Here is a 22,400-nt window from a genome sequence, read left to right as displayed (position 1 = left end):
GAGGATTCTGAAGGTCTGGCGGGCGACGTATCGTTTGAGGCAGCGGCGGATCTCTCGCTTGGTTCGGCCTTCAGCGGTGCGGCGTTCGATGTAGGCCTTGGTGGCTGGGTCGTTGCGTTGTCTGCAGAGGATGATGGTGTGGATGGCCTGGTTGAGGTGGCGGTCGCCGGAGCGGTTAAGGCGGTGTCTGGTCTGTTGTGTGCCGCTGGTGGCCGGGATGGGGGCGGTTCCGGAGAGCATCGCGAATGCGGCCTCGGAGTGGACGCGTCCGGGATGGGACCACACCAGCAGCAGGCTCGCCGCGACGATCGGTCCGACGCCGTTGAGGTCGAGCAGGTCAGGGCGCCACTTCCTGACGATGTCGAGGATCTGCCGTTGCAGGGCCTTGGCGTAGAGCCGCAGCGACCGGGCCCGCTGTGCGAGTTCCTTCAGTACCGGCATCAGGATCCCGGTCAGGGGGTCGTCATTGGTGTGGGGTCGTAGTTTCAGGGCCTGGGTGACCATCGGGGCGGTCTTGCGGCCGGTGAACCGTGACCGGAGCTCGTCGGGGGCGGTGAGCACCATCGAGCGGAGTTGGCGTTCGGTGTCGGTGGCCTGCGTGATCGTCAGGTGTCTGCTGGTGACAAGGACCTGGAGCGCGGCACGGTCACCGGTGACCGCCCGCGGGGTGGACAGGGAGTCCCGGCCCAACGCGTCCCGGGCTGCCCGGACCGCGTCGATGGAGTCGGACTTTGCGCCGTTGCGGCGCTTGATCCGCTCTGGTCGGTCGACCTCGACCACCAGTTCGCCGGCCAGGGCGCGGGTCAGGCCGATGCCGTGGCTGTTGGTGCCCTCGATGGCCCACCCGCGCCGGCCGGGACGGGTGTGGGCCCAGTCGATGAGCTGCTGATAGCCGGCCGGGTCGGCCGGGGTCTTGATCGTGTCGAGCACCCCGCCGGTGACCGCGTCAACGGCCGCGGCGACGTGGAACTGCTCGTGGGTGTCGACCCCGATCACGAGGTCGACAAGCTCGCGGAGATTCTTCACACTGGACATGCGTCCCCTTCCATGGACGTCAACCATCGGGTTCCGATCCGGGCAGGGACTAGGCACAACTGTGATGGGACACAACCGGCGCTGCTGACGCTGGTTGGTCAAGCTCCTGAATCAGGCCACTGGTTTCTGCTCGGGTCGGGGTCGACGCTCACGCCGGACATGTCCTGACCAAGGCACCCGGAGGGCCAGCTTCGAGGAGAGTCACGACGCGACCGTCGATCCCAACAACACCACCAATGAGGTGGTGACACCAGACTCACAGCTTCGAGGCTCGTCGCTGCGCTCCTCGCGCCGCAGCCAGCGAGACGGGCTCGTCGCTGCGCTCCTCGCACCTCAGCCCGCAGGTGGGGGAGTCAGGACGTGCGCGACGGCACCCCGTGGTCGGTGCGGAAGCTGCGCCAGACGTTCTCGAAGAAGTCGTCGTCGCTGGGGATGGGGCGCACGTCGCGCCACGCGAACTCAGGCACGCCGTCGCCGGTCCAGTCCACCTCCTGCGTCACGCCGTCGAGCGCGCCCGCGTCGAGCACGAACCGGAACTCCTCGGGCAGGCCGAGGTCCTGGTCGGGCCAGGGGAGGTCGCCGGCCGGGTCGGTGTAGAGCACCGAGCCGCGGGAGTTCCCGCCGTGGTCCAGGTAGTCCCGCATGGCGTGCAGGTACACGTACTGGCTGGTGAGGATGTCGTGGATGAGGAACAGGCGGTTGACGCTGCGCCTCGACGACTCGTCGACCACCATGAGCTCCCCATAGCGGTCGAGCCACCCGGTGACCCGCTCCAGCGCCTCCAGCACGGACGCCCGGGAGCGCACCAGGCCGGCGTTGCGGCTCATCAGCTCGGTGACCTCGGTGATCAGGCTGCCCGTGTTGTCCTCGGCGCCTGCGCGGAAGCGGTCGACGGCGTCGGCCAGCAGCCGCGACGCCCGCCCCAGGGCCGTGCCGGCCACCTCGTCGAAACCGCCGACGGCGCCATCCGGGGGCTGGGCCCGGTGCGCCGCGATGTACTGGGCCGCGCGCGTGGCGCCCACCTGGCCGGAGTTGAGCGCCGCCCCGCCAGGCCGGTAGACGCCGTGGGCGCCCGCGGCCTCGCCGACGGGGAACAGCCCGTCGATGGCGGAGGAGTGCCACCAGTCGTCGACGGCGATGCCGCCGTTGTTGTGCTGCGCGCACACCGCGATCTCCAGCATGTCGGTCTCCAGGTCGACGCCCGGGTTCCGGCCCAGGTAGAACTGGTAGGACGGCTCGTTCATGTGCCGGAGCCGCTGGATCGGGGTCGTGCCCGGGAGGTCGGCGACGCCGGCCCGCTCCAGGTAGACGCGTGCCTGCTCGTCGAGCCGCGCCGGGTCGAGCGTGCCCACCGGGTTGCTGCGGAAGTCGAGGAAGACGCGTCGTCCGCGCATGGCGGTCTCGCGGTAGACCAGGAGGTCGATGAGGCTGGAGCCGTCGCGGGCCTTGCGGATGTCGAACGGCCACTGATAGCCCTTGAGGAACACGAGGCTGGCCAGCAGGTTGGGGTCGGCGATCACGTCGGAGAGGAACTCGCGCTCGTCGCCGCCGTCGGCGTCCGTGGAGACGAACCTGGGCACCACCTGCATGTAGGTGCCGGACACGTTCCAGCGCGGCTTGATCGAGGCCAGGCCGAACTGCCACTCGGTGAGGTTGTGGCCGCGGGCGCCGTTGCGCAGCGCCGCCCCCGCGCCGCCCCACTGGCCGTGGGGAAAGACCGAGTCGGCGTACATGCCCGCCGGGCCGCCGGTGGCCTGGATGACGTTGGTGGCGCGGACCACGAGGAACCGCGAGGTCTCCCTCTCGAGTTGCTGCGCCAGGGTGCCACCGGGCTCCGGCGCGGGTACCTCGCCCCGGTTGGTCTCGACCGTCTCCTCCTCCAGGGCGGCGTTGCGGCTGGCCCCGACGTCGGTGCGCAGGAACAGCGCCCCGCGGATCTCGCCGTCCTCGGAGAGGAGGTCGACGAGCCGGCAGTTGCCGATCACCGGGATGCCGAGCGTGCGGATGCGCGCCTCGAGGGATTCAACCATGGACTTGCTGGTGAACGGCCCCACGGACGTGGCTCGCTGACGCGGGTCGTGGTCGGTCTTGTACCCCACGAACTCGCCGGAGTGGTTGGCGGGGAAGGGGACCCCGGCCTCGATGAGGTGGAAGAAGCAGCGCGCGCTGAGCGCGGCCTCGGCCAGCGCGTTGTCGCCGTCCATGGACCCGCCGCTGAACAGCGTCTCCGCCATGGAGCGCACCGAGTCGGGCTCCCCGCCGGAGAGGGTCAGTTTGTAGTAGGTCTGCTTGTCGGAGCCGGCGTTGCGCGAGGCCCCCGCGCGGATCTTGTCGGCCACCATCACCACGTCCGGGGCGCCGAAGCCGGCCAGCCGCTCGGCGGCGCAGTACCCGGCCGAGCCGGTGCCGATCACCAGGCTGGTGGTGGTGATGACGGGCACGAGCTCGTCGCCGAGGCTCAGGTGTGTCAGGTGGGGAGCGGTCACGGCAGGTCCTTCAGAGTCGGGGGAGGTGCATGCCGCCGTCGACGTGGATGACGTCTCCGGTGCTGTAGGGCATGGCGCCGGAGGCGAGGGCGGCGACGGCGCCACCCACGTCGGAGGGCTGCCCCCAGCGGGGCATGGGGGAGATCCCCTGGGCGAAGAGGGCGTCGTAGCGCTCCTTGACGCCGGCGGTCATGTCCGTGGCGATCACGCCCGGCCGGACCTCGTAGGCGAGGATGCCCTCGGGCGCGAGCCTGGCCGCCCACAGCCGGGTGGCCATCGAGACGCCCGCCTTGGACAGGCAGTACTCGCCGCGGTTGACCGACACGGTTGTGGCGGAGATCGACGACACGTTGACGACGACGCCTCGGACCGCCGAGTCGGGGGCCTCCTGCTGCAGCATCTGCCGGGCGACGGCCTGGGTGAGGAAGTAGGGCCCGCGCAGGTTGATCCCCATCACCCGGTCGTAGCTCTCGGGCGTGGCGTCCAGCAGGTCGCGGCGCTCCTCGGGGGCGACGCCGGCGTTGTTGACGAGCACGTCGATGCGGCCGAAGCGGGCGACGATCTCGGCCACCAGGCCTGCGTGGGTGGCGACGTCGTCGACGCGACCCTGGAAGTAGGCCGCGCGGTCCGGTCCTCCGAGCTGGTCGATCAGCCCCTCGGGCTCGGGGCGGGTGGCGACCACCGCCACGCGGAAGTCCTGACTGATGAGGGCCTGCGAGATACCGAGGCCGATGCCCCTGCTGCCTCCCGTGACCACGGCGACACGATTCATGACCGCCATTGTTCACTGATCCACGACGCTTGGCAAGCGTTTTCCCAGTTCCCGTGGGGAATTTGCGGCGGGCCTCTTGCGGGAGGGGCGGGTGGCGTGTCAGGATGGAGGAAAGCGTTTACCCAACGACGTCCAAACGCAAGAGATAGGAACCGAGAGTGACGACGACTTTTGAGCCTCTGCCTGCCGAAACGGTGCAGGGATCCTCCTCCGTTCGCGAGATCGGCATCATCATGAACGGGGTGTCCGGCCGCATGGGCTACCGGCAGCACCTCGTGCGGTCGATCCTCGCCATCCGGGATCAGGGCGGCATCGAGCTGCCGGACGGCTCCCGCGTCACCGTCCGCCCCCTGCTCGTCGGCCGCAGCGAGTCGAAGCTCGCCGAGCTGGCCGCCAGGCACGGCATCGAGGACTACACCACCGACCTGGACGCCGCGCTCGCGGATCCGCGGTGGGAGATCTACTCGGACTTCCTCGTCACCAAGGCCCGCGCCACCGCCCTGCGGAAGGCCATCGCCGCCGGCAAGACCATCTACACCGAGAAGCCCACGGCCGAGACCGCCGAGGAGGCCTTCGAGCTGGCCAGGCTGGCCGAGGCCGCGGGCGTGAAGACCGGGGTGGTGCACGACAAGCTGTACCTGCCCGGCCTGCAGAAGCTCAAGCTCCTCATCGACTCCGGCTTCTTCGGCCGCATCCTCTCCGTGCGCGGCGAGTTCGGGTACTGGGTCTTCGAGGGCGACTGGCAGCCCGCGCAGCGCCCCAGCTGGAACTACCGCGCCGAGGACGGCGGCGGCATCATCGTCGACATGTTCCCGCACTGGAACTACGTGCTGGAGAACCTCTTCGGCGGGGTGAAGAGCGTCTACACGCAGGCGTCGATCCACATCCCGGACCGCTGGGACGAGAACGACGAGCACTACACGGCCACCGCCGAGGACGCGGCCTACGGCGTGTTCGAGCTCGAGGGCGGCGTGGTCGCGCAGATCAACTCCAGCTGGACCGTCCGGGTCAACCGCGACGAGCTGGTGGAGTTCCACGTCGACGGCACCCACGGCTCCGCCGTCGTCGGCCTCTTCGGCGCCAAGATCCAGCACCGCAACGCCACGCCGAAGCCCGTGTGGAACCCGGACCTGGCCGACGAGCACGACTACGCGGCGGACTGGGCAGAGGTGCCCACCAACCAGGTCTTCGCCAACGGGTTCCGGCAGCAGTGGGAGGAGTTCCTCACCAGCTACGTCGAGGGCACCCGCTACCCGTTCGACCTGCTGGCCGGCGCCCGCGGCGTGCAGCTCGCGGAGGCGGCGCTGCGCTCCAGCCGCGAGGGCTGCAAGGTGGTCCTCGACGATTCGCCGCTGGGCTGAGCCGTGACCGCCGCGCACCCCCGCCTGTCGATCAACCAGGCCACCATCAAGCACGCCACCCTGAGCGACGCGCTCACCGTCACCGCCGCCTCGGGCATGCGGTCCATCGGGCTGTGGCGGGAGCCGGTCGCCGACGTGGGCCTGGCCGTCGCGGCGTCGATGCTCGCCGACTCCGGCCTGCGCATGTCCTCCTACTGCCGGGCGGGGTTCTTCACCTCCATGGCAGGGCCGGAGAGGCGCGCGTCCCTGGACGACAACCGTCGCGCCATCGAGGAGACGGCCGCGCTGGCCGCGGCCGGGGCGGAGGGGTCGCGGCCGGTGCTGGTGCTGGTCGCCGGCGGGTTGCCGGAGGGGTCGAAGGACCTGATCGGGGCCAGGGGGAGGGTGCGCGAGGCGCTTGAGGAGTTGGCGCCGGAGGCGGCGGCGGCAGGCGTGACGCTGGCCGTCGAGCCGTTGCACCCGATGTACGCGGCGGACCGCGCCGTCGTCTCAACCCTGGGGCAGGCGCTGGATCTGGTGTCGGGGTTGGACCCGCGGGCTGCCGGGGTGACGGTGGACACGTTCCACATCTGGTGGGACCCGGAGGTCCTGCCCCAGATCGAGCGGGCTGGCCGTGAGGGCCGGATCGCCGCCTACCAGGTGTGCGACTGGCGGGCGCCGCTGGAGGCGGACGTGCTGTTGTCGCGGCATCAGCCTGGCGACGGCGTGATCGACTTCGAGACGCTGACTAGGGCCGTCGAGGCAACCGGCTACGACGGCGACGTCGAGGTGGAGATCTTCAACGCAGCCATCTGGGCAACGGACTTCGAGGTGGTGGCCAGGGAGACCGTCGACGCGTTCGACCGCTGGGTCGCGCCCCACCTACAGCCCTAGACTCATGCAGGTGAGCCCACAGCAGCGCCGCTACGGCACAGCCACCCTCGTCGACGTCGCCCAGGAGGCGGGAGTGTCGCTGGCCACGGCGTCGCGCGTGCTGAACGGGTCCACCCGCAAGGTCGCTGAGCCCTACCGGGAGCGGGTCCGCGCCGCCGCAGACAAGCTCGGATACACCGTCAACGTGTCCGCCCAGGCCGTGGCGAGCGGGGCCTCGGCCCTGATCGCCCTGCTTGTGGCAGACATCGCCGACCCGTACTTCGCCCAGGTCGCGGCGGGGGTGGCGCGCGCGGCGGACGAGGCAGGATTCCTCGTCACCATCGCGACGACGGGCCGCGACCCCCAGAAGGAGGCCGCGTTGCTGCGCGTGCTGAGGGGCCAGAGACCGCGGGGCGTGATCCTGGCGGCGTCACGGACTGCGGTCCCCTTCGAGCCGGTTCAGATGGAGGTGGACGCCATCCACGGCATGGGCGGCCGCGTGATCGCGCTCGGCCCCGGGGCGGCGGAGCTCCGATCGGTTGTGATCGACAACTGGGGCGGCGCGAGGCAGCTCGGCGTGGCGCTGGCGGCCCGCGGATATCGGCGCGCCGTCGTGCTGGCCGCGCCGCGCGGGATGATCACCACGGACCAGCGCCAGGCCGGCTTCACCGACGGCTTCACCGCCGGTGGAGGGCGGATCGAGCGCGTCCACCGGGCGCCGTTCACCCGCGAGGGCGGCGCCGAGGCGATGCGCGAGGCGTTGGCGGCGGGCATCGAACCGGGGACGCTGGTGTTTGCGCTGAGTGACGCTGTCGCGCTGGGTGCGGTGCACGAGCTGCGCGAGGAGGGGCGTCAGCTGGGTGCGGACGTGGCGGTCGCGGGCTTCGACGACATCCCGTCCTCCAGCGACGTCACCCCGCAGTTGACCTCGGTCCACATCCCGCTCGAGGAGGTGGGATATCAGGCGGTCCGGGCGGCCATCGACGCCGACTGGACCCCCACCCCACTGCCACTTGAGGTTCACCTGCGCGACAGCACCCCTCCGCTGAACGCGTGACGGGTGAGAGGGCGAGCGGGCGAGCGCCGGGGAGCGGGTGCGCGGGTGACCGCCGTCCGGCTTTGGCGCCTGCGTTGAGTCTCGTCGCCTGCGCTATAGCGCAGGCGACTCAACGGAACGCAGGCGACTCCGCAGGCGTCGAGATGGAACGCAGGCGTGGAGATGGAACGCAGGCGTCGAGACGGAACGCAGGGGTTGAGATGGAGCGTAGGGTCCGACCTGACTTCCACAACACCATCCTTGGATCGCCGCGGTCGCGGGCAAATGCCCTAGTCACGAGAGCTTCTCGTCGAGAATCGGGGCACTAACTTGACCAGACGGGTCCTCACAGACAACTCAGACCTCTCCTACTGGCAAGCACCATCGATGTGTCTCAACGTCCATCAAGAGACACCCTCTCTCATGAGCCTCGATGCAGGGCCACCGCAGAGGAGTCAGTTGTTGAAGCGCGGGATCGGATACCCGCGGGCGCCTGCAGGAATCTACCTATACGGCGGCATCAGCGTATATACGCAGATGCCGCCGTATAGGTAGATTCCTGCAGCTCCTGAGACTCCTGACCGAGGTGCGTTGGCTCGAAGCCACCCCCCGGGTCAGCATCAAGCACCTCGTGCAGACACTTCGACCCCTCCGGAGCGTCGATCATCATCACCGGCCAGCCCATCCACGCCTCACCGCGGAAGCCGAAGTCATCCTCGCTAAGATCTCTCGCGGAGCGGGGCACTAAATCAGGCTTCAGTTGTGGAACTCAGGTCCGAGGCGGAACACAGGCGCGGGTGACGTGTGCCGCGGCTGACACGTGGGTGACATCACGCGCCGGTGAGCCGAGTCAGCCCGCCGCGCGCAGGTTGACGTGCAGCGCCACCGCGCCCATCGACGGCATCTCGACGGTGGCCTCCGCTTGAGTCAGATCCACGCTCATTCCCTGCCAAGAATCGAACCGCCCAGAATGCCCGGGTAAGCGTCGACACCGATAGTTAGTGTTTCGACGCGACACGGCAGGTCTACCGTTGCTTTCGTCGCCAACGACGGTGGCATCCTTTCTGGATCTTGGGGGTCCTGGCATGCATCGTTTCTGGAAGTTGGCCGCGCTTGTCACTGCCACCGTTGTGGTTGTCATCACGTCGGCCCAGCCGGGAGTTGCCGATGACAGGCTGGAGACGCAGGAGACGACGGTCCTCAGTGCACCAGACACCGGGTACTCCTTGAGCGATGTGATGGCGAGTGGCACGGTCTTCTCGCCTGAAGGTGAGGCTCTCGAAGGCGCGATGGTGAACGTGTATGCCGAGCCAGGAATGGACGTACTCCGACACCTGATAGAAGGCGACACGTATCAGCGGACTCTCGTCGGGGCCGCTGTATCAGACGAGACTGGACGGTACAGCATCGAGCCTGACTACTCGGCCTTGACCGGCGCGTCCGGATCGACGGAGAAGAGGCAGTCAGCTCCGATCAATGTGACATTCGTCGTCACTTCTCCTGGAGCAGTCTCTGTCTACGGAGGAACTCTCTGGTATTCGCCTGGCGAGAACGTCGCCTTCATGGCTCCGCTGGTCGCGTCGCGCGCCGTGCGGATCGTCGAGTCGAGGAAAGCCATCCCAGAACTCAACTTCCATCTCGAGAAGGCATCCGCGTCGGCGCAGGATCCAGATACATCGGCAGCCAGCATCCCCAGCAATTGCAGCATCGTCACTAACTATGGAGCGCGGAACGTATACGTCGGCCAGACCTCGTCCACAGTCTCGGGTGGATTCACGCACGACTGGATTTACAGCAGCGGTGCAGACTCGACCTTGGGCATGGGCTACTCGCTCACCGGGAACGCGGGGACATGGAGTCAGTCGGGCACTAGTGTCGCGTCAGCCACCTCCACGACGAACTTCCCCGCGAGCAGTTCTTCAGGTTCGAATCTGATGGTGACCAAGTTCACCTTCGCCAAGGTGCGGTGCTCCGCAGGGGTGGTTCCGACCTTCTACTACCAGGTTCGTCCTATTGACTTCTATGGTGGAGCGACAACGCTGAGCACAACTATGCCTTCTGCAACATACTGCGCGCAGTACCTCGCTGGATCGAGTTTCAGTCGTACGACATCCAACGCGGTCACATACACAAACGGCGTCCAAGTGAGCGCGATCATTGGCATCAATCTCAGCGCCCAGACCGGCTTCCGTACCGATGCCAAGTACTCCGCCTCCTTCACTAGCACACGGCAGTTGTGCGGCAAGAATTCAGGCCCTGGGGGCGCCGGCCCCTCGCAGATAGTCGTGAAGCCGTGACGCATGGGCATCCTAAGCGGATCGGTCTGGCGGTACTGGCCTCATTTGCACTATGGGGCTGTGCGGAGTCGACCGGCGTGCTTGAGTCTCTGGATGGGATTGGCGTCGAAGTGTGCGCCCCGCAGGAGGAGGTCACAGGGAGGGCAGTGATCGCGATCAGCGAGCTCCGCGTGAGTGGAGACAAGGGCGTCACAATCACGGAGGTTGCGCTAGTCGACTCAGAAGGGCTGCGATTGATCGGCTACGATTTCGGCTCCTTCGAGGATCCGGATTTCCGTGGGGTTGGGCTCGATTACGGCGCTTATGGACCACCTACGTCTCCGACACCGCAGATTCTTGGCGCTGGTGAGGCCTACGTTCTGAAAGTCGGTCTGGAAGCAGGGCCGACCGGGGGCTCGTCGCCGGGCGTGGCGGTGTCGTACCGCCTCGAGGAGTCCAGAGGCGTCGAGACCATGCACACGCGCATCGCGATGAGGGTCGCGGCCGTTGGTGCCGTGTGCCGGGGCTGACCGTGGGTGACATCCCGCACCGGTGAGCCGAGTCAGCCCACCGCGCGGAGGTTGACCTGCAGCGCCACCGCTCCCATCGCGGGGATTTCGATGGTCACCTTCCCGTCGGCCACCACGTAGGGACCCTCCTCGCAGCGATCCTCGGTCCCCGGGGCTGCGGGTGAGGATGCCGCGTCGCAGTAGGCGCCGTCGGGCAGGTTGGTGGTGAGCGTGGCGGTGACCGGGGTGCTGGTGTCGTTGACGGCGATCAGGCCGCGGTCTCCGCGGTCGAAGGCCACGGCGTAGCCCTCCTTCCACAGGTTCTCCACCGGCGCGTCCCCCACCACCGCGACCCACTCCGCCAACCCCGCGACCTCGCGATGCTGGCACAGCCACGCCCCGTCGGCCGGTTCCTCCGACGGCTCGGCGCACGCCACGTCGTCGACCCGGCCGTCGGTCTGGGGCGCGCCGGCGTCGCGGTCCGAGAACCCGTAGCCCGAGTACACGACGGGGGTGCCGTAGTCGATGCCCAACAACAACGCCGTGGCCACGCGGAACTGGTCCCCGTCCTTGGAGGTGAGGGTCTGGCCGTTGCGCTCGGTGTCGTGATTGGTGATGAAAGTGAACGCCTGCTCGGACGGGACCTCCCCGTCGCGCAGCTCCAACGCGCGGGCGACGGCGCCGCCCGGGACCACGCCCGAGATGTCCTTGGCCACCTGGAAGGCGAACACGGCCCCCGCGTCGAGGTAGTCCTCGGGCTGGATGGGCTCGCCCCCGCCGCGGATGACCTCCGAGATGATGAGCGGCTCACCGTCGAGCCGCCCGACGATGGCCTCCACGTCGGTGGCGGACATGTGCTTGGCCGCGTCGATCCTGAACCCGGCCACGCCCAGGGCGGTGAGGTCGTTGAGGTAGGCCGCGATGGTGTCGCGGACCTTCTCGCTGCCGGTGTCCAGGTCGGCGAGGTTGACCAGCTCGCACTCCTGGACCTGCTGCTGGTCCGAATAGTTCTCGATGTCGCCCGAGGCGGTCATGGGGCAGTCGTGGAAGTCGTTCTCTGTGTAGAGGCCGGGATAGTCGTAGTGGGTGAAGTCCGTCCCCGCGACACCCGTGCCGCCGTCGATGCCGGCCATGTGGTTGATGACCGCGTCCGCGATGACGTCCACCCCCGCCTCGTTGCACGCGGTGACCATCTGGGCGAACTCCTCGCGGGTGCCCAGCTTGGACTCGAGCTGGTAGCTCACCGGCTGGTAGGAGGTCCACCAGGCCTCGCCCTCGATGTGCTCCTGCGCGGGGGAGAGCAGAACGAAGCCGAACTGGTGCGGGCCGAGTACCTCGGTGCACTCCTGGGCCACGGACCGCCACGGCCACTGGAACAGCTGGACGCCGACGGTGGGGGTGGTCTCGACGGCGGGCTCGGGCGTCGCGGCGCAGGCCCCGAGGGCCGACGAACCGAGGAGGAGAACCATGGTGAGGAGGCGTCGTCGCATGTCGGCCAGCGTAGGCGCTCGCGGCGATCGGGCGTCCGGTTCGGGCCTCGAACCTAGACTGGCCGCATGAGCAAGTTCGGCATGATCATCAAGACCACCGGCGCGGCGATCGCGACGACCGTCACGCTGGTCTCCGCGCTGCGGGAGAATCCGCAGATCGCCAGGAGCCTGGATGACCTCGTGGGGAAGCTGAAGTCCGCCACGGATGCCAACAACCCCAAGATCCGGTTCGACGCGAAGATGGCGGCCATCGACACCGCTGCGGACGCCGTCGAGCTGGCATTCCCGGAGGCGACGGAGCCGGCCGGGTGGCACCGGAACGCCCAGGCGCTGCGCGTCCGCGGCGAGCTGGTGTGGGGGGCGAACTCCGGCGGCAGCAGGCGGAAGGCGATGAAGTCGCTGAACGCGGAGACCGCCGAGCTGCTGGAGCAGATCAACGCGAGGCTGTCGTCGCTGCAGAAGCAGCTCCCCGCCGACGACCCCCGCGCCAGCTGACTCGCGTGCCGCCTCACTGATCCGGGTGGTCGGGTGCTGGGGGCCGGCTGGCCGCCTGCCGGGTTTGAGCCAATGGATGGGTTCGCGGGAGGGGCCGCGCTCAGTGTGAGCGCGGCCCTCCTCGCGAACCCATCCATTGGCTCAAACCCCACCCGGCCCGGGGCACCCGGGGCACGTAGGCGCGCCCAGGCACACGCAGGCCCCGGTCCGTCAGGAGCGGACCGGGGCCTGCGGGGCTGGGGATCGCGGGGTCTGGCCCGGATCGAGGGGATGGATCAGGCGGGGGCGATGAGGAAGTCGCGGACCAGGGCGTCGAGGTCGCAGTCGGCGCCGAGGAACTGACGCAGCGTCTTGCGGGTGGGCCCGAAGTTCTCGAACTCCTCGATGCTCAGGCCGTCCTCCTCGTAGGCGCGGTTGAAGTCCTCGATGCGCTGCAGCGACGCGATGATCTTCGGGTCCACGGGCACGTCGATGCGGCTCTCGGCCACGTAGTCCGAGTTGTTGATCCGCTTGGCCCACTTGAACGGCGGGGAGACGACGAGGTCGCCACCGACGAGCTCGGAGTACTGCAGCACGTTGCGGAACGCGGCCGACAGCACGCGGGAGCGGAAGCCGCGCTCCTGGAAGATGTGGTAGGCCTTCTTGATGGCCGCGACACCCGCCCACTCCATGTGGCCGGGATCGATGAACAGCTGGGTGCGCTCGGCCTCGGACTTCATCCAGTCGTCGAGGCGGCCCACCATGAGGGTGACCACGGGCCACATGTCCTCGATGGACTTGCCCTCCGCCACGCGGCGCTGGAGGCCACGCTCGATGGCCTCGCCGGAGCGGACCACCTGGGCGACGGTGAACGACACGGTCACGTTCATGACGACGCCGCGGTAGGTGGCCTCCTCGATGGCCTCGAGGCCCACCTTGGTGGCGGGGATCTTCACGATGATGTTCGGGGCGAGGTTGTGGAACTCCTCGGCCTGATCGGCCAGGGCCTTGGCGTCGCGGTGGTGACGAGGGTCGGTCTGCACCGACAGGCGGCCGTTGCGGCCCTTGGTCTCCTCGAAGATCGGCAGCAGCAGCTCGGCGGCCTCCACCGACATGTCCTTGATGGCCTGCCAGCCGATCTCCGACTCGCCCCAGGTGGGGTTGGCGGCGGCGATGGCCTGGATGCGGGGGCCCCAGATGTCCTTGTGCTGCTTGATGGTGGTGTACCCGATGACGGGGTTGCAGGTGGCGCCCACGCCGCCGTACGAGATCGACTGGCGCAGCTCATCCAGGTCTGCCGAGTCGTTCCACAGGGCGGTAGGAGTGGTCCGGGCCGCGGTCAGGAGCGGTCCGTCGGTGTACTCGATGGTCATTGCCATTTCCTTCTTGAACGGTGGTGCGGTCTCGACGATGAGGCCTGACACCAATTGGACACCCATTTAGTTTGTCCTGTCAAGGATATGTCAGAACAAATCTTCCGGCAAGTTGGAGGGAAGGTCAGGCGAGGACCGTCTGGTCGTAGGAGTACATCGACGCCCGGTAGACGTGCATCCCGAACTCGACGGCGCGGTGCTGGTCGTCGTAGGCGGTGCGCTGCATGGTCAGCAGGGCGGCGCCGGTGGGCTCGTTGAGCAGGCGCCCCTCGTCGGCGGTGGCCAGGCGGGCGCTGATCTGCTGGAACCCGACCGCCACCTTGATGCCGCGCTCCCTGAGCCGCCCGTAGAGGCCGCCCGACTCGAGCTCGTCCCTGGTGGGGGCGATCCCTGCCGGCAGCCAGTTGCTCATGATCGCGAGCGGCTCGTCGCGGAGCATCCTCAGGCGACGCATCCGGACCACCTGCGACCCCACGGGGATGTTCAGCGCCGCCGCGACACCGGGCGCCGCATCCTCGACCTCCCACTCGAGCACCGTGGTGCGGGGGTCCACCCCCGACTTCTCGAGGTCGTCGTTGAGGGAGCTGAGCGCCATGGGGCGGTGCACGCGCGTGGGCGTCACCTGCGTGCCGGCACCCCGCCGTCGGACGATGAGCCCCCGGTTGGTGAGGGTCTCCATGGCGCGCCGGGCGGTCGGCCGCGACACCTTCAGCCTCTCCGCCATCGAGACCTCGTCCTCGAGGCGGGTCCCGGGCTCGATGGCCCCGTCCTCGATGAGCTTGGCGAGCGGCTCGGCGATCTGGGCGTGCAGCGGTGTGGAGCTGGTGCGGTCGATCGCGATCTGCGCGATATAAGGGGAGCTGTGTGGCATGTCGTCTTCTCACGTCGTTGTGTGTGCATTGTATGGGCAATGTGAGCCCGCGGCTAGGCCTTTGTCAGGAGTTTTCGGACCGTAGCGCGGTAGCGCCGGCAGCGAGGCCAGGTGCCTGGCGGCCAGATCGACGATTTGATCGTTCAAGCCCGTGCCGTCCGCCCACCTTTAGCCCCACCCCTCTTGCCCCGGCGCGACCATGACACGGCTTTCACGGTTTGTCTTGACAAATGCCGCGACCCGATTACGATGGAGGGGACCACCTCGAAGAAGCGGGAACACGCATGGGACTTTTCGGCACGCGCACCGTCGATGTGCTGACCATGGGTCGCATCGGCGTGGACATCTACCCCCATCAGCACGGGGTCGGCCTGGAGGACGTCACGTCCTTCGGCAAGTTCCTGGGCGGCAGCGCCACCAACGTGGCCGTGGCCGCCGCTCGCCTCCGTCGGTCCGCCGCCGTGGTCACGGCCGTAGGCGACGACCCCTTCGGCCGGTTCTGCCGCGCCGAGATGGGGCGCCTGGGCGTGTTCGACGACTACGTCAAGGTCGACGGCGACCTCAACACCCCGGTCACCTTCTGCGAGATCTTCCCGCCGGACAACTTCCCCCTCTACTTCTACCGCCGCCCCACGGCTCCCGACCTGCGGCTGCGCACCGAGGACCTGCCCATCGACGCCATAGTGCAGGCCCGGGTCTTCTGGGTCACGACGACGGGGCTGAGCCGCGAGCCCAGCCGCGCCACGCACCTGGCCGCGCTCAAGGCGCGGGGGAGGCGCCCGTTCACCATCCTCGACCTCGACTACCGCGAGCAGTTCTGGTCCTCCCCGGAGGCCGCCCGCGAGGCCATCGCCGAGGTGCTGCCCTACGTCGACATCGTCGTGGGCAACGCGGCGGAGTGCCAGGTCGCCGTCGGGGAGTCGGATCCGGAGCGCGCCGCCGAGGCGCTGCTGGAGCGCGGCGTGGACATCGCCGTGGTCAAGCGAGGCGAGGACGGCGTGCTCGCCATGGACGCGGACCGCGTCATCGAGGTGGACGGCACCCCCGTCGAGGTGGTCAACGGCCTCGGCGCCGGGGACGCGTTCGGCGGCGCGCTGTGCTTCGGCCTCATCAAGGAGTGGCCGCTGGTGGACACCCTCGTGGCCGCCTCCGCCGCCGGCGCCCTCGTCGCCACCCGCCTCGAATGCTCGACGGCGATGCCCAGCGAGCCCGAACTCCTCGCGGCCGTGCGCCGCAACCCCGTCGCCACCAAGACCCGCCACCGCGTCAAGGAGAACTGATGCACACCCATGTCCTGCCCGCCGGCACCACCGGCCGAGCCCCGCTCGCCGTCGACGTGAGCCCTGCGTCGGCCAACTGGACCTACTCCGGCCTGAAGATCGCGGTCCTGGGGGCGGGGGAGTCCTACGCCCTGGCCACCGGTGAGTCCGAGTGCCTGGTGCTGCCGCTGGAGGGCGCCGCCACGGTGGCCGTGGGCGGTGCCACGTTCGAGCTCAAGGGCCGCTCCACGATCTTCGGCGAGGTCACCGACTATCTCTACCTCCCCCGCGGGGCGGAGGCCACCATCACCTCCGTCGACGGCGGCCGCTACGCGCTGCCCAGCGCGGTGGCAGGCGAGACCCTCGAGCCCCGCTACTGCCCGGCCGACGAGGTGGTCGTCGGGCTCCGCGGCGCCGGCGTCATGTCGCGGCAGGTGACCAACTACGCGCTCAACAACACGCTCCACACCGACCGCCTGCTCGTCTGCGAGGTGATCACCCCCGGCGGCAACTGGTCCAGCTACCCGCCGCACAAGCACGACGAGACCACCGAGAACGAGCGCGAGCTCGAGGAGATCTACTACTTCGAGATCAAGGCCGACGAGCATGGCCCGGGCATGGCCTTCCACTCCACGTACGGCACGCCCGAGCGCCCCATCGACGTCGCCCTGCGCGTCGGCACCGGCGACACCGCCCTGGTCCCGCACGGCTGGCACGGGCCCTGCGTCGCGGCGCCTGGCTACGACCTGTACTACCTCAACGTCATGGCCGGCCCCGGTGGATCCGAGTGGCTGTCCGTGGACGACCCCTGCTACGGCTGGCTCCGCCAGACCTGGGACGACACAGACGTCGATCCCCGCCTTCCTTACGCACCCAACCGGCTCGACGCCTGAGAAAGCGAGTTCCCCTCACATGACCACCATCCGCCTTTCGGTCGCGCAGGCAATCGTCCGGTACCTGGCGCACCAGTACACCGAGCGCGACGGCGTGGAGCAGCGCTTCATCCCCGGCATGTTCGGCATCTTCGGGCACGGCAACGTCGCCGGCATCGGGCAGGCGCTGCTGCAGCACGAGGTCGACCCGGCCTTCGACGAGCCCTTCGACTACTGGATGGGCCGCAACGAGCAGGGCATGGTCCACGTGGCCGCCGCCTTCGCCAAGCAGCGCGACCGCCTGCAGACGCTGGCTGTCACCTCCTCGATCGGCCCCGGCGCCCTCAACATGGTCACCGGCGCCGCCCTGGCCACCACCAACCGCGTGCCGGTCATCCTGTTCCCCTCCGACATCTTCGCCAACCGCATGCCGGATCCGGTGCTGCAGCAGGTCGAGGACCCCACCAACCCCGACGTGAGCGCCAACGACGTGTTCCGGCCGGTGTCGAAGTTCTGGGACCGCGTCAACCGCCCCGAGCAGCTGATGGTCTCCCTGCCCCGCGCCATGCGCGTGCTGACGGACCCGGCAGACACGGGCGCCGCCGTCGTGTGCATGCCGGAGGACGTGCAGGCCGAGGTCTACGACTGGCCCGAGGAGTTCTTCGCCAAGAAGGTCTGGCACGTGGACCGCCGCGTGCCGGACCGCGCCGCCCTGGCGCGCGCCGTCGAGGCCGTCCGCGCCGCCAAGCGTCCCCTCATCATCTCCGGTGGCGGCACCATCTACTCCGGTGCCACCGAGGAGCTCCGCGCCTTCGCCACCGCCACCGGCATCCCCGTGGCGGACACGCAGGCCGGCAAGGGCGGCATCAACTGGGACCACGAGTGCGCCGTCGGCGGCGTGGGCTCCACCGGGGCGGGCTCGGCCAACGCGCTGGCCGTCGAGGCGGACCTCATCATCGGGATCGGCACCCGCTACTCGGACTTCACCACCGGATCCCAGACCCAGTTCAAGAACCCGGACGTGAAGTTCCTCAACATCAACGTGGGCTCCTTCGACGCCGCCAAGCAGGGCGCCCAGATGCTCGTGGCCGACGCCCGCGAGGCACTCACCGCGCTCACCGAGGCGCTCGAGGGCCACCGGGTCGACGCCGCCTACACCGAGCGCATCGCGCAGGAGCGCGCGGCCTGGGCCGAGGCCACCGACACCTGCTACCACCTGGGCCACGGCCCGCTGCCGGCCCAGACCGAGGTGTTCGGCGCCCTCAACGAGATGATGGGCGACGACGACATCGTCATCAACGCCGCCGGCTCCATGCCCGGCGACCTTCAGGCACTCTGGCGCGCCCGCACCCCGGGGCAGTACCACGTGGAGTACGCCTTCTCGACGATGGGCTACGAGATCCCCGCCGCGCTCGGCTGCAAGATGGCCTCCCCGGACTCCGAGGTGGTGGCCATCGTGGGCGACGGCACCTACCAGATGCTGCCGATGGAGATCGCCACCATCGTGCAGGAGCGGGCCAAGGTCATCTTCGTGCTGCTGCAGAACTACGGCTACGCCTCCATCGGCGGGCTGTCCGAGTCCCGCGGCTCGCAGCGGTTCGGCACCAAGTACCGCATGCGCTCGGCCGACGGCGGCCGCAGCGACGAGCTCATCCCCGTCGACATCGCCGCCAACGCCAGGTCCTGGGGCATCGACGTCATCGAGGTCTCGACCATCGCCGACTTCCGCGAGGCCTACGCCACCGCCGTCGCCTCCGACACGGCCACGATGATCCACATCGAGACGGACCTGTACGGGCCGAACCCGCCCGCCACCGGCTGGTGGGACGTCCCGGTGACGGCCGCCTCCACGCTCGAATCCACCCAGAAGGCCTACGAGGAGTACGCGGAGGCCGTCAAGGCCCAGCGTCGCTTCTTCTGACCCCGCACACTAAAGGAATGACTGATATGTCCATCACCATGCCCCATTGGATCGACGGCGCCGAGTATCTCGAGGAGGGGGCCGAGGTCCTGCCGATCGACAACCCCGCCACCGGCGAGGTCATCGGCGGCGTCGCCGAGGCCAGCATCGAGCTCATCGACCGCGCCATCGCGTCCGCCCGCACCGCCCAGAAGGCCTGGGGGCGGGCATCGCTGGCCAAGCGCACCCGCGTCATGTTCAACTTCCGCCAGCTGCTCATCGAGCGCCAGGACGAGCTTGCCGACACCATCGTGCGCGAGGGCGGCAAGACCCGCGGCGACGCGCTCGGCGAGATCGCGCGCGGCCTGGAGATCGTGGAGTTCGCCTGCGGCATCCAGAACGCGCTGAAGGGCGAGCACACCATCGAGGCCGCCACCGGCGTCGACGTGCACACCATCCGCCAGCCTGTGGGCGTCGTCGGGGCCATCGTGCCGTTCAACTTCCCGATGATGGTGCCGATGTGGATGCACCCGATGGCCCTGGCCACCGGCAACGCCGTCATCCTCAAGCCCGCCACGCCGGTGCCGTCGGTCTCCCTGATGGTGGCCAAGCTGTACCAGGAGGCGGGCCTGCCCGACGGCCTGTTCCAGGTGGTCTGCGGCGACAAGCAGGTGGTCTCCCACATGCTCGGCCACGCCGGCATCGACGCGGTCTCCTTCGTCGGCTCAACGCCCGTGGCCAAGATCGTCGCGGCCGGTTGCGCGGCCACCGGCAAACGGTTCCAGGCCCTCGGCGGCGCGAACAACCACGCCATCGTGATGCCCGACGCCAACCTGGACTTCGCGGCCCAGCACATCGTCTCCGGCGCGTTCGGCGCCGCGGGCCAGCGCTGCATGGCCCTGCCGGTGGTCGTCGCAGTGGGCGAGGCGCACGATCCGCTGATCGAGAAGGTCAAGGCGCGCGCCGAGCTGCTCAAGGTGGGTCCGGGCACCGACCCGCAGAACGAGCTGGGGCCGGTCATCTCCTCGAAGTCCCGCGAGCGGATCCTGTCCTGGATCAACGACGCTGAGGCCAAGGGCGCCAACGTGGTGCTGGATGGTCGCGGCTTCTCCTCCTCCGTCGAGGGCACCGAGGCCGGCAACTGGGTGGGCCCCACCATCGTCGACAACGTGCCGCTGGAGACCCAGCTGTACTGCGAGGAGGTCTTCGGGCCCGTCCTCGTGGTGGTCAAGGCCGAGTCCTACGAGGAGGCCATCGAGATCGTCAACTCCGGCGCCTTCGGCAACGGCTCGGCCATCTTCACGGAGAACGGCCAGGTGGCGCGGCAGTTCCAGCTCGACGTCAACGCGGGCATGGTGGGCATCAACGTGCCCATCCCGGTGCCGGTGGGCTACTACTCCTTCGGCGGCTGGAAGAACTCGCTGCTCGGGGATCACCGGATCCACGGCCAGGAGGGCGTGAACTTCTACACGCGCTCCAAGGTGATCACGACGCGGTGGGCCGGCTCCGGCAGCCACGGCAGGATCGGCCTGGACTTCGTCGCCACCAAGTAACACCCCGGCTGGACTCCAGCCATGAGCACCTTCCCGGGCCCGATCCGGATCGGGCGCCGTTGCCCGATCACTGCGCAGTCCGGCCTGGGAGGGTGTTCCTCCATCACCTGAGCTCACCCACGACGATCGTGAGGGCGAGCGGCATAGTGGCGCGGGGCGCCAGAGAAAAGGAACTCGTCATGGATCAGCGCATCGGCGTGGGCGTCATCTCGCTCGGATGGATGGGCCGGCTGCACACCCGCAGCTACAAGGCCCTCGCGGAGCGGTACCCCGAGCTCGGGATCGGGTGCGACCTCGTCGCCGCCTGCGACCCCGTCGAGGGCACCAGGACGTGGGCGGTCGACGTGGCAGGCTTCCGCCGCGCCTACGCCGACTATCACGACCTCCTCGCCGACCCCGAGGTGGAGGTGGTCTCCATCTGCGCGCCCAACTTCCTGCACCACGAGATCGCGCTGGCCGCCGCGGCCGCGGGCAAGCCGTTCTGGATCGAGAAGCCGATGGGGGTGAACGCGACGCAGTCGCGGGAGATCGCCCAGGCGGCGGCGGCCGAGGGGCTGGCCACCGCCGTCGGCTTCAACTACCGCCACGTGCCCGCCATGCAGTACGCGCGCCAGCTGATCCGCGACGGCAGGCTTGGCCGGATCACCAACTGCCGGGTGTGGTTCATCGCGGACTACGCCTCCAGCCCCGACGGCCCGCTGACCTGGCGCTACGACCGCGAGCGCGCGGGCGCCGGCATCGTCGGCGACCTGCTCTCCCACGGCGCGGACCTGGCCCAGTACCTGGTGGGCCGCATCGAGTCCGTCTCCGCCATGACAGACACGTTCATCAAGGAGCGGCCCATCCCGATCGGCTCCGGCGGCGTGGGGCACAGCGGCTACACCGTCGGCGAGGAGAAGGGCCCGGTGGGCAACGAGGACTGGGTGGCGGTGCTCACCCGCTTCGAGGGCGGCGTCGTCGGCGTGCTGGAGGCCAGCCGGGTCTCCGTGGGCCCGCGTGCCGAGTACGTCGTCGAGGTGTACGGCACCGAGGGTTCGGTGCGGTGGAACTTCGAGTCGCTCAACCATCTCGACGTGTGCATCGGCCGCGGCGACGGCCCTGTCCAGGGCTACACCCGCGTGATGGCGGGGCCGGGCATGCCCGACTTCGACCGCTTCCAGCCGGGCGCCGGAACGTCCATGGGCTTCGACGACCTCAAGGCAGTGGAGGCGGCGAAATTCCTGATCTCCGTCACGACGGGGGAGCAGGTGGCCCCCTCTGCAGGCGACGGCTGGGCCGCGGCCGAGATCGACGAGGCGGTGGTGGCGTCGGCCGCCGACGGCCAGTGGCACGAGGTGCCGACGGTGGAGGCGGTCACCACCTTCGGCCTTTGACCGCCGCTTGTGGTTGAGCAGTCCGGGTGGCTGGGTTTGGCGGCGTGTGGTGGGGGCCGGGCCGCCCATGATGCCGGTCGGCGGCGCTTCGCGCTGCCGCGTACCGTCATCAACGCCCACCCAACCTGCCCCGGCCCCCACCACCCGCCGCCCTGGCGAGCCCAGCTCCCGACCCACCGCGACCGGCCCCGTCGGTCACCCCTCCGACGAACGTTCGAGTCCCCGCGGCCACGCCCCGCTGGCTGAGGTGCCGCGAAGCGGCCTCGAAGCCTAAGAAACGTAGGCTGACAAGGAACGTTGATGAGGCTTCGAGGCTTGTCGCTGCGCTCCTCGCTCCTCAGCCAGCGGGAGTGTCGCTGGCGCTGGCGTGGTCGGGCTCGGGGTGGAGCCGGGGGGTTCACCGAGGGCGCTGGGCGGGGGTGGCGCACTACGCTCAGCGCATGAAGCTCTTCCTCCGCCTGGTCGCCACCGCCGTCGCGACCGCCATCGCCGTGTGGATCCTCCCCGGCATCTCGCTGACCGCCGACACCAACCTCGACAAGGCCCTCACCCTGCTCGGCGTGGCCGTCATCCTCGGGCTGGTGAACGCCTTCGTCCGCCCCTTCGCCTTCGTCCTGGGCGCGTGCTTCATCATCCTCACGTTCGGCCTCTTCCTGTTCGTCATCAACGCGGGCATGCTGATGCTGACGTCCTACCTAGCCGGAGAGCTGGGCCTCGGCTTCCACGTCGACGGCTTCTGGAACGCCGTCTTCGGGTCGCTCATCATCTCCGTCGTGTCGACATTCGTAGCCTCGGCGCTGGGTGTGAACGATTCCACAGAAACGCTCATGTAAGAACAAATTTGTTTGGCAGGAATGTTCGACCCCGCTAGTGACACGGGCAATGCCATGGTCCATACTTGATATTGT

Annotated in this window: 18 protein-coding genes; 12 read left to right on the top strand and 6 right to left on the bottom strand. The window is 68.9% G+C overall.

The annotated features are described in order from the left end of the window. The 3 genes from ACZK5D_RS14530 to ACZK5D_RS14520 form a co-directional block, all read right to left on the bottom strand. Window positions 1-1,035, bottom strand: a 1,035-nt coding sequence (locus ACZK5D_RS14530; protein ID WP_463665531.1) for an IS110 family RNA-guided transposase, incomplete at its 3' end; no start/stop codon positions are given. Window positions 1,036-1,388: 353 nt separating this feature from the next. After that, complete coding sequence (locus tag ACZK5D_RS14525) at window positions 1,389-3,521, bottom strand: FAD-binding protein (RefSeq protein WP_463665778.1); 2,133 nt, start codon at window positions 3,519-3,521, stop codon at window positions 1,389-1,391. 10 nt (window positions 3,522-3,531) lie between these two features. Further along, window positions 3,532-4,293, bottom strand: coding sequence for a 3-ketoacyl-ACP reductase (locus ACZK5D_RS14520; protein WP_458995163.1), 762 nt, complete (start codon window positions 4,291-4,293; stop codon window positions 3,532-3,534). Window positions 4,294-4,451: 158 nt separating this feature from the next. Here ACZK5D_RS14520 and ACZK5D_RS14515 point away from each other — a divergent pair, with 158 nt between their 5' ends. The 5 genes from ACZK5D_RS14515 (at window position 4,452) to ACZK5D_RS14495 (ending at window position 10,348) form a co-directional block, all read left to right on the top strand. Next, window positions 4,452-5,654 (top strand): Gfo/Idh/MocA family protein, encoded by a 1,203-nt coding sequence (locus tag ACZK5D_RS14515; RefSeq protein WP_463665777.1) that lies wholly within the window; start codon window positions 4,452-4,454, stop codon window positions 5,652-5,654. Between the two features lie 3 nt (window positions 5,655-5,657). Continuing rightward, window positions 5,658-6,527 carry a sugar phosphate isomerase/epimerase family protein gene (locus tag ACZK5D_RS14510; RefSeq protein WP_458995161.1) on the top strand — a complete coding sequence of 290 codons (870 nt, stop codon included), beginning with the start codon at window positions 5,658-5,660 and terminating at the stop codon, window positions 6,525-6,527. Window positions 6,528-6,537: 10 nt separating this feature from the next. Next, window positions 6,538-7,563 (top strand): LacI family DNA-binding transcriptional regulator, encoded by a 1,026-nt coding sequence (locus tag ACZK5D_RS14505; protein ID WP_463665776.1) that lies wholly within the window; start codon window positions 6,538-6,540, stop codon window positions 7,561-7,563. Window positions 7,564-8,627: 1,064 nt separating this feature from the next. Then, complete coding sequence (locus ACZK5D_RS14500) at window positions 8,628-9,839, top strand: hypothetical protein (RefSeq protein ID WP_463665775.1); 1,212 nt, start codon at window positions 8,628-8,630, stop codon at window positions 9,837-9,839. Between the two features lie 77 nt (window positions 9,840-9,916). Then, window positions 9,917-10,348 (top strand): hypothetical protein, encoded by a 432-nt coding sequence (locus ACZK5D_RS14495; protein WP_463665774.1) that lies wholly within the window; start codon window positions 9,917-9,919, stop codon window positions 10,346-10,348. Window positions 10,349-10,380: 32 nt separating this feature from the next. Here the strand turns inward: ACZK5D_RS14495 and ACZK5D_RS14490 are convergent, their stop codons facing one another. Continuing rightward, a complete protein-coding gene (locus ACZK5D_RS14490; RefSeq protein WP_463665773.1) occupies window positions 10,381-11,817 on the bottom strand; it encodes an alpha-amylase in 1,437 nt (478 codons plus the stop codon). Between the two features lie 66 nt (window positions 11,818-11,883). On the opposite strand from ACZK5D_RS14490, the gene ACZK5D_RS14485 reads away from it, so the two are divergent. After that, entirely contained in the window at window positions 11,884-12,312 is a 429-nt protein-coding gene (locus ACZK5D_RS14485; protein WP_463665772.1) for a hypothetical protein, read from the top strand. Window positions 12,313-12,587: 275 nt separating this feature from the next. On the opposite strand, the gene ACZK5D_RS14480 is transcribed toward ACZK5D_RS14485, so the two are convergent. Both ACZK5D_RS14480 and ACZK5D_RS14475 read right to left on the bottom strand, forming a co-directional pair. Further along, window positions 12,588-13,664, bottom strand: a complete 1,077-nt coding sequence (locus tag ACZK5D_RS14480) for a transaldolase family protein (RefSeq protein WP_463665771.1) — start codon at window positions 13,662-13,664, stop codon at window positions 12,588-12,590. Between the two features lie 124 nt (window positions 13,665-13,788). Then, window positions 13,789-14,535 (bottom strand): GntR family transcriptional regulator, encoded by a 747-nt coding sequence (locus ACZK5D_RS14475; RefSeq protein ID WP_458995156.1) that lies wholly within the window; start codon window positions 14,533-14,535, stop codon window positions 13,789-13,791. A 284-nt stretch (window positions 14,536-14,819) separates the two neighbouring features. Here ACZK5D_RS14475 and iolC point away from each other — a divergent pair, with 284 nt between their 5' ends. From iolC to ACZK5D_RS14445, 6 genes are all read left to right on the top strand, one after another. Continuing rightward, window positions 14,820-15,815: a 5-dehydro-2-deoxygluconokinase gene (gene iolC / locus ACZK5D_RS14470; RefSeq protein WP_463665770.1), complete on the top strand. Its 996-nt coding sequence runs from the start codon at window positions 14,820-14,822 to the stop codon at window positions 15,813-15,815. Next, entirely contained in the window at window positions 15,815-16,687 is an 873-nt protein-coding gene (gene iolB, locus ACZK5D_RS14465; protein WP_463665769.1) for a 5-deoxy-glucuronate isomerase, read from the top strand. The genes iolC and iolB overlap by 1 nt, the downstream gene beginning before the upstream one ends. A gap of 19 nt (window positions 16,688-16,706) precedes the next feature. Beyond that, complete coding sequence (gene iolD / locus ACZK5D_RS14460; RefSeq protein ID WP_458995153.1) at window positions 16,707-18,587, top strand: 3D-(3,5/4)-trihydroxycyclohexane-1,2-dione acylhydrolase (decyclizing); 1,881 nt, start codon at window positions 16,707-16,709, stop codon at window positions 18,585-18,587. Window positions 18,588-18,613: 26 nt separating this feature from the next. Further along, complete coding sequence (locus ACZK5D_RS14455) at window positions 18,614-20,119, top strand: CoA-acylating methylmalonate-semialdehyde dehydrogenase (protein ID WP_463665781.1); 1,506 nt, start codon at window positions 18,614-18,616, stop codon at window positions 20,117-20,119. Between the two features lie 179 nt (window positions 20,120-20,298). Beyond that, the gene (locus ACZK5D_RS14450) at window positions 20,299-21,492 is read left to right on the top strand and encodes a Gfo/Idh/MocA family protein (RefSeq protein ID WP_463665768.1); all 1,194 of its coding nucleotides are present in this window, start codon (window positions 20,299-20,301) and stop codon (window positions 21,490-21,492) included. Window positions 21,493-21,932: 440 nt separating this feature from the next. After that, window positions 21,933-22,325 (top strand): phage holin family protein, encoded by a 393-nt coding sequence (locus ACZK5D_RS14445; RefSeq protein WP_463665767.1) that lies wholly within the window; start codon window positions 21,933-21,935, stop codon window positions 22,323-22,325. Window positions 22,326-22,400 lie beyond the last annotated feature (75 nt).

It is taken from the genome of Tessaracoccus yangjingae, assembly GCF_055326235.1.
This window is presented reverse-complemented; position numbering and strand designations above follow the sequence as displayed.

Excerpts from the sequence above, each read along its gene's own strand:
- iolD (WP_458995153.1), top strand. The coding sequence starts at position 16,707 with ATGACCACCATCCGCCTTTCGGTCGCGCAGGCAATCGTCCGGTACCTG.
- iolC (WP_463665770.1), top strand. The coding sequence starts at position 14,820 with ATGGGACTTTTCGGCACGCGCACCGTCGATGTGCTGACCATGGGTCGC.
- ACZK5D_RS14485 (WP_463665772.1), top strand. The coding sequence starts at position 11,884 with ATGAGCAAGTTCGGCATGATCATCAAGACCACCGGCGCGGCGATCGCG.
- ACZK5D_RS14445 (WP_463665767.1), top strand. The coding sequence starts at position 21,933 with ATGAAGCTCTTCCTCCGCCTGGTCGCCACCGCCGTCGCGACCGCCATC.
- iolB (WP_463665769.1), top strand. The coding sequence starts at position 15,815 with ATGCACACCCATGTCCTGCCCGCCGGCACCACCGGCCGAGCCCCGCTC.
- ACZK5D_RS14475 (WP_458995156.1), bottom strand. The coding sequence starts at position 14,535 with ATGCCACACAGCTCCCCTTATATCGCGCAGATCGCGATCGACCGCACC.
- ACZK5D_RS14520 (WP_458995163.1), bottom strand. The coding sequence starts at position 4,293 with ATGAATCGTGTCGCCGTGGTCACGGGAGGCAGCAGGGGCATCGGCCTC.
- ACZK5D_RS14500 (WP_463665775.1), top strand. The coding sequence starts at position 8,628 with ATGCATCGTTTCTGGAAGTTGGCCGCGCTTGTCACTGCCACCGTTGTG.
- ACZK5D_RS14455 (WP_463665781.1), top strand. The coding sequence starts at position 18,614 with ATGTCCATCACCATGCCCCATTGGATCGACGGCGCCGAGTATCTCGAG.
- ACZK5D_RS14490 (WP_463665773.1), bottom strand. The coding sequence starts at position 11,817 with ATGCGACGACGCCTCCTCACCATGGTTCTCCTCCTCGGTTCGTCGGCC.
- ACZK5D_RS14450 (WP_463665768.1), top strand. The coding sequence starts at position 20,299 with ATGGATCAGCGCATCGGCGTGGGCGTCATCTCGCTCGGATGGATGGGC.
- ACZK5D_RS14480 (WP_463665771.1), bottom strand. The coding sequence starts at position 13,664 with ATGACCATCGAGTACACCGACGGACCGCTCCTGACCGCGGCCCGGACC.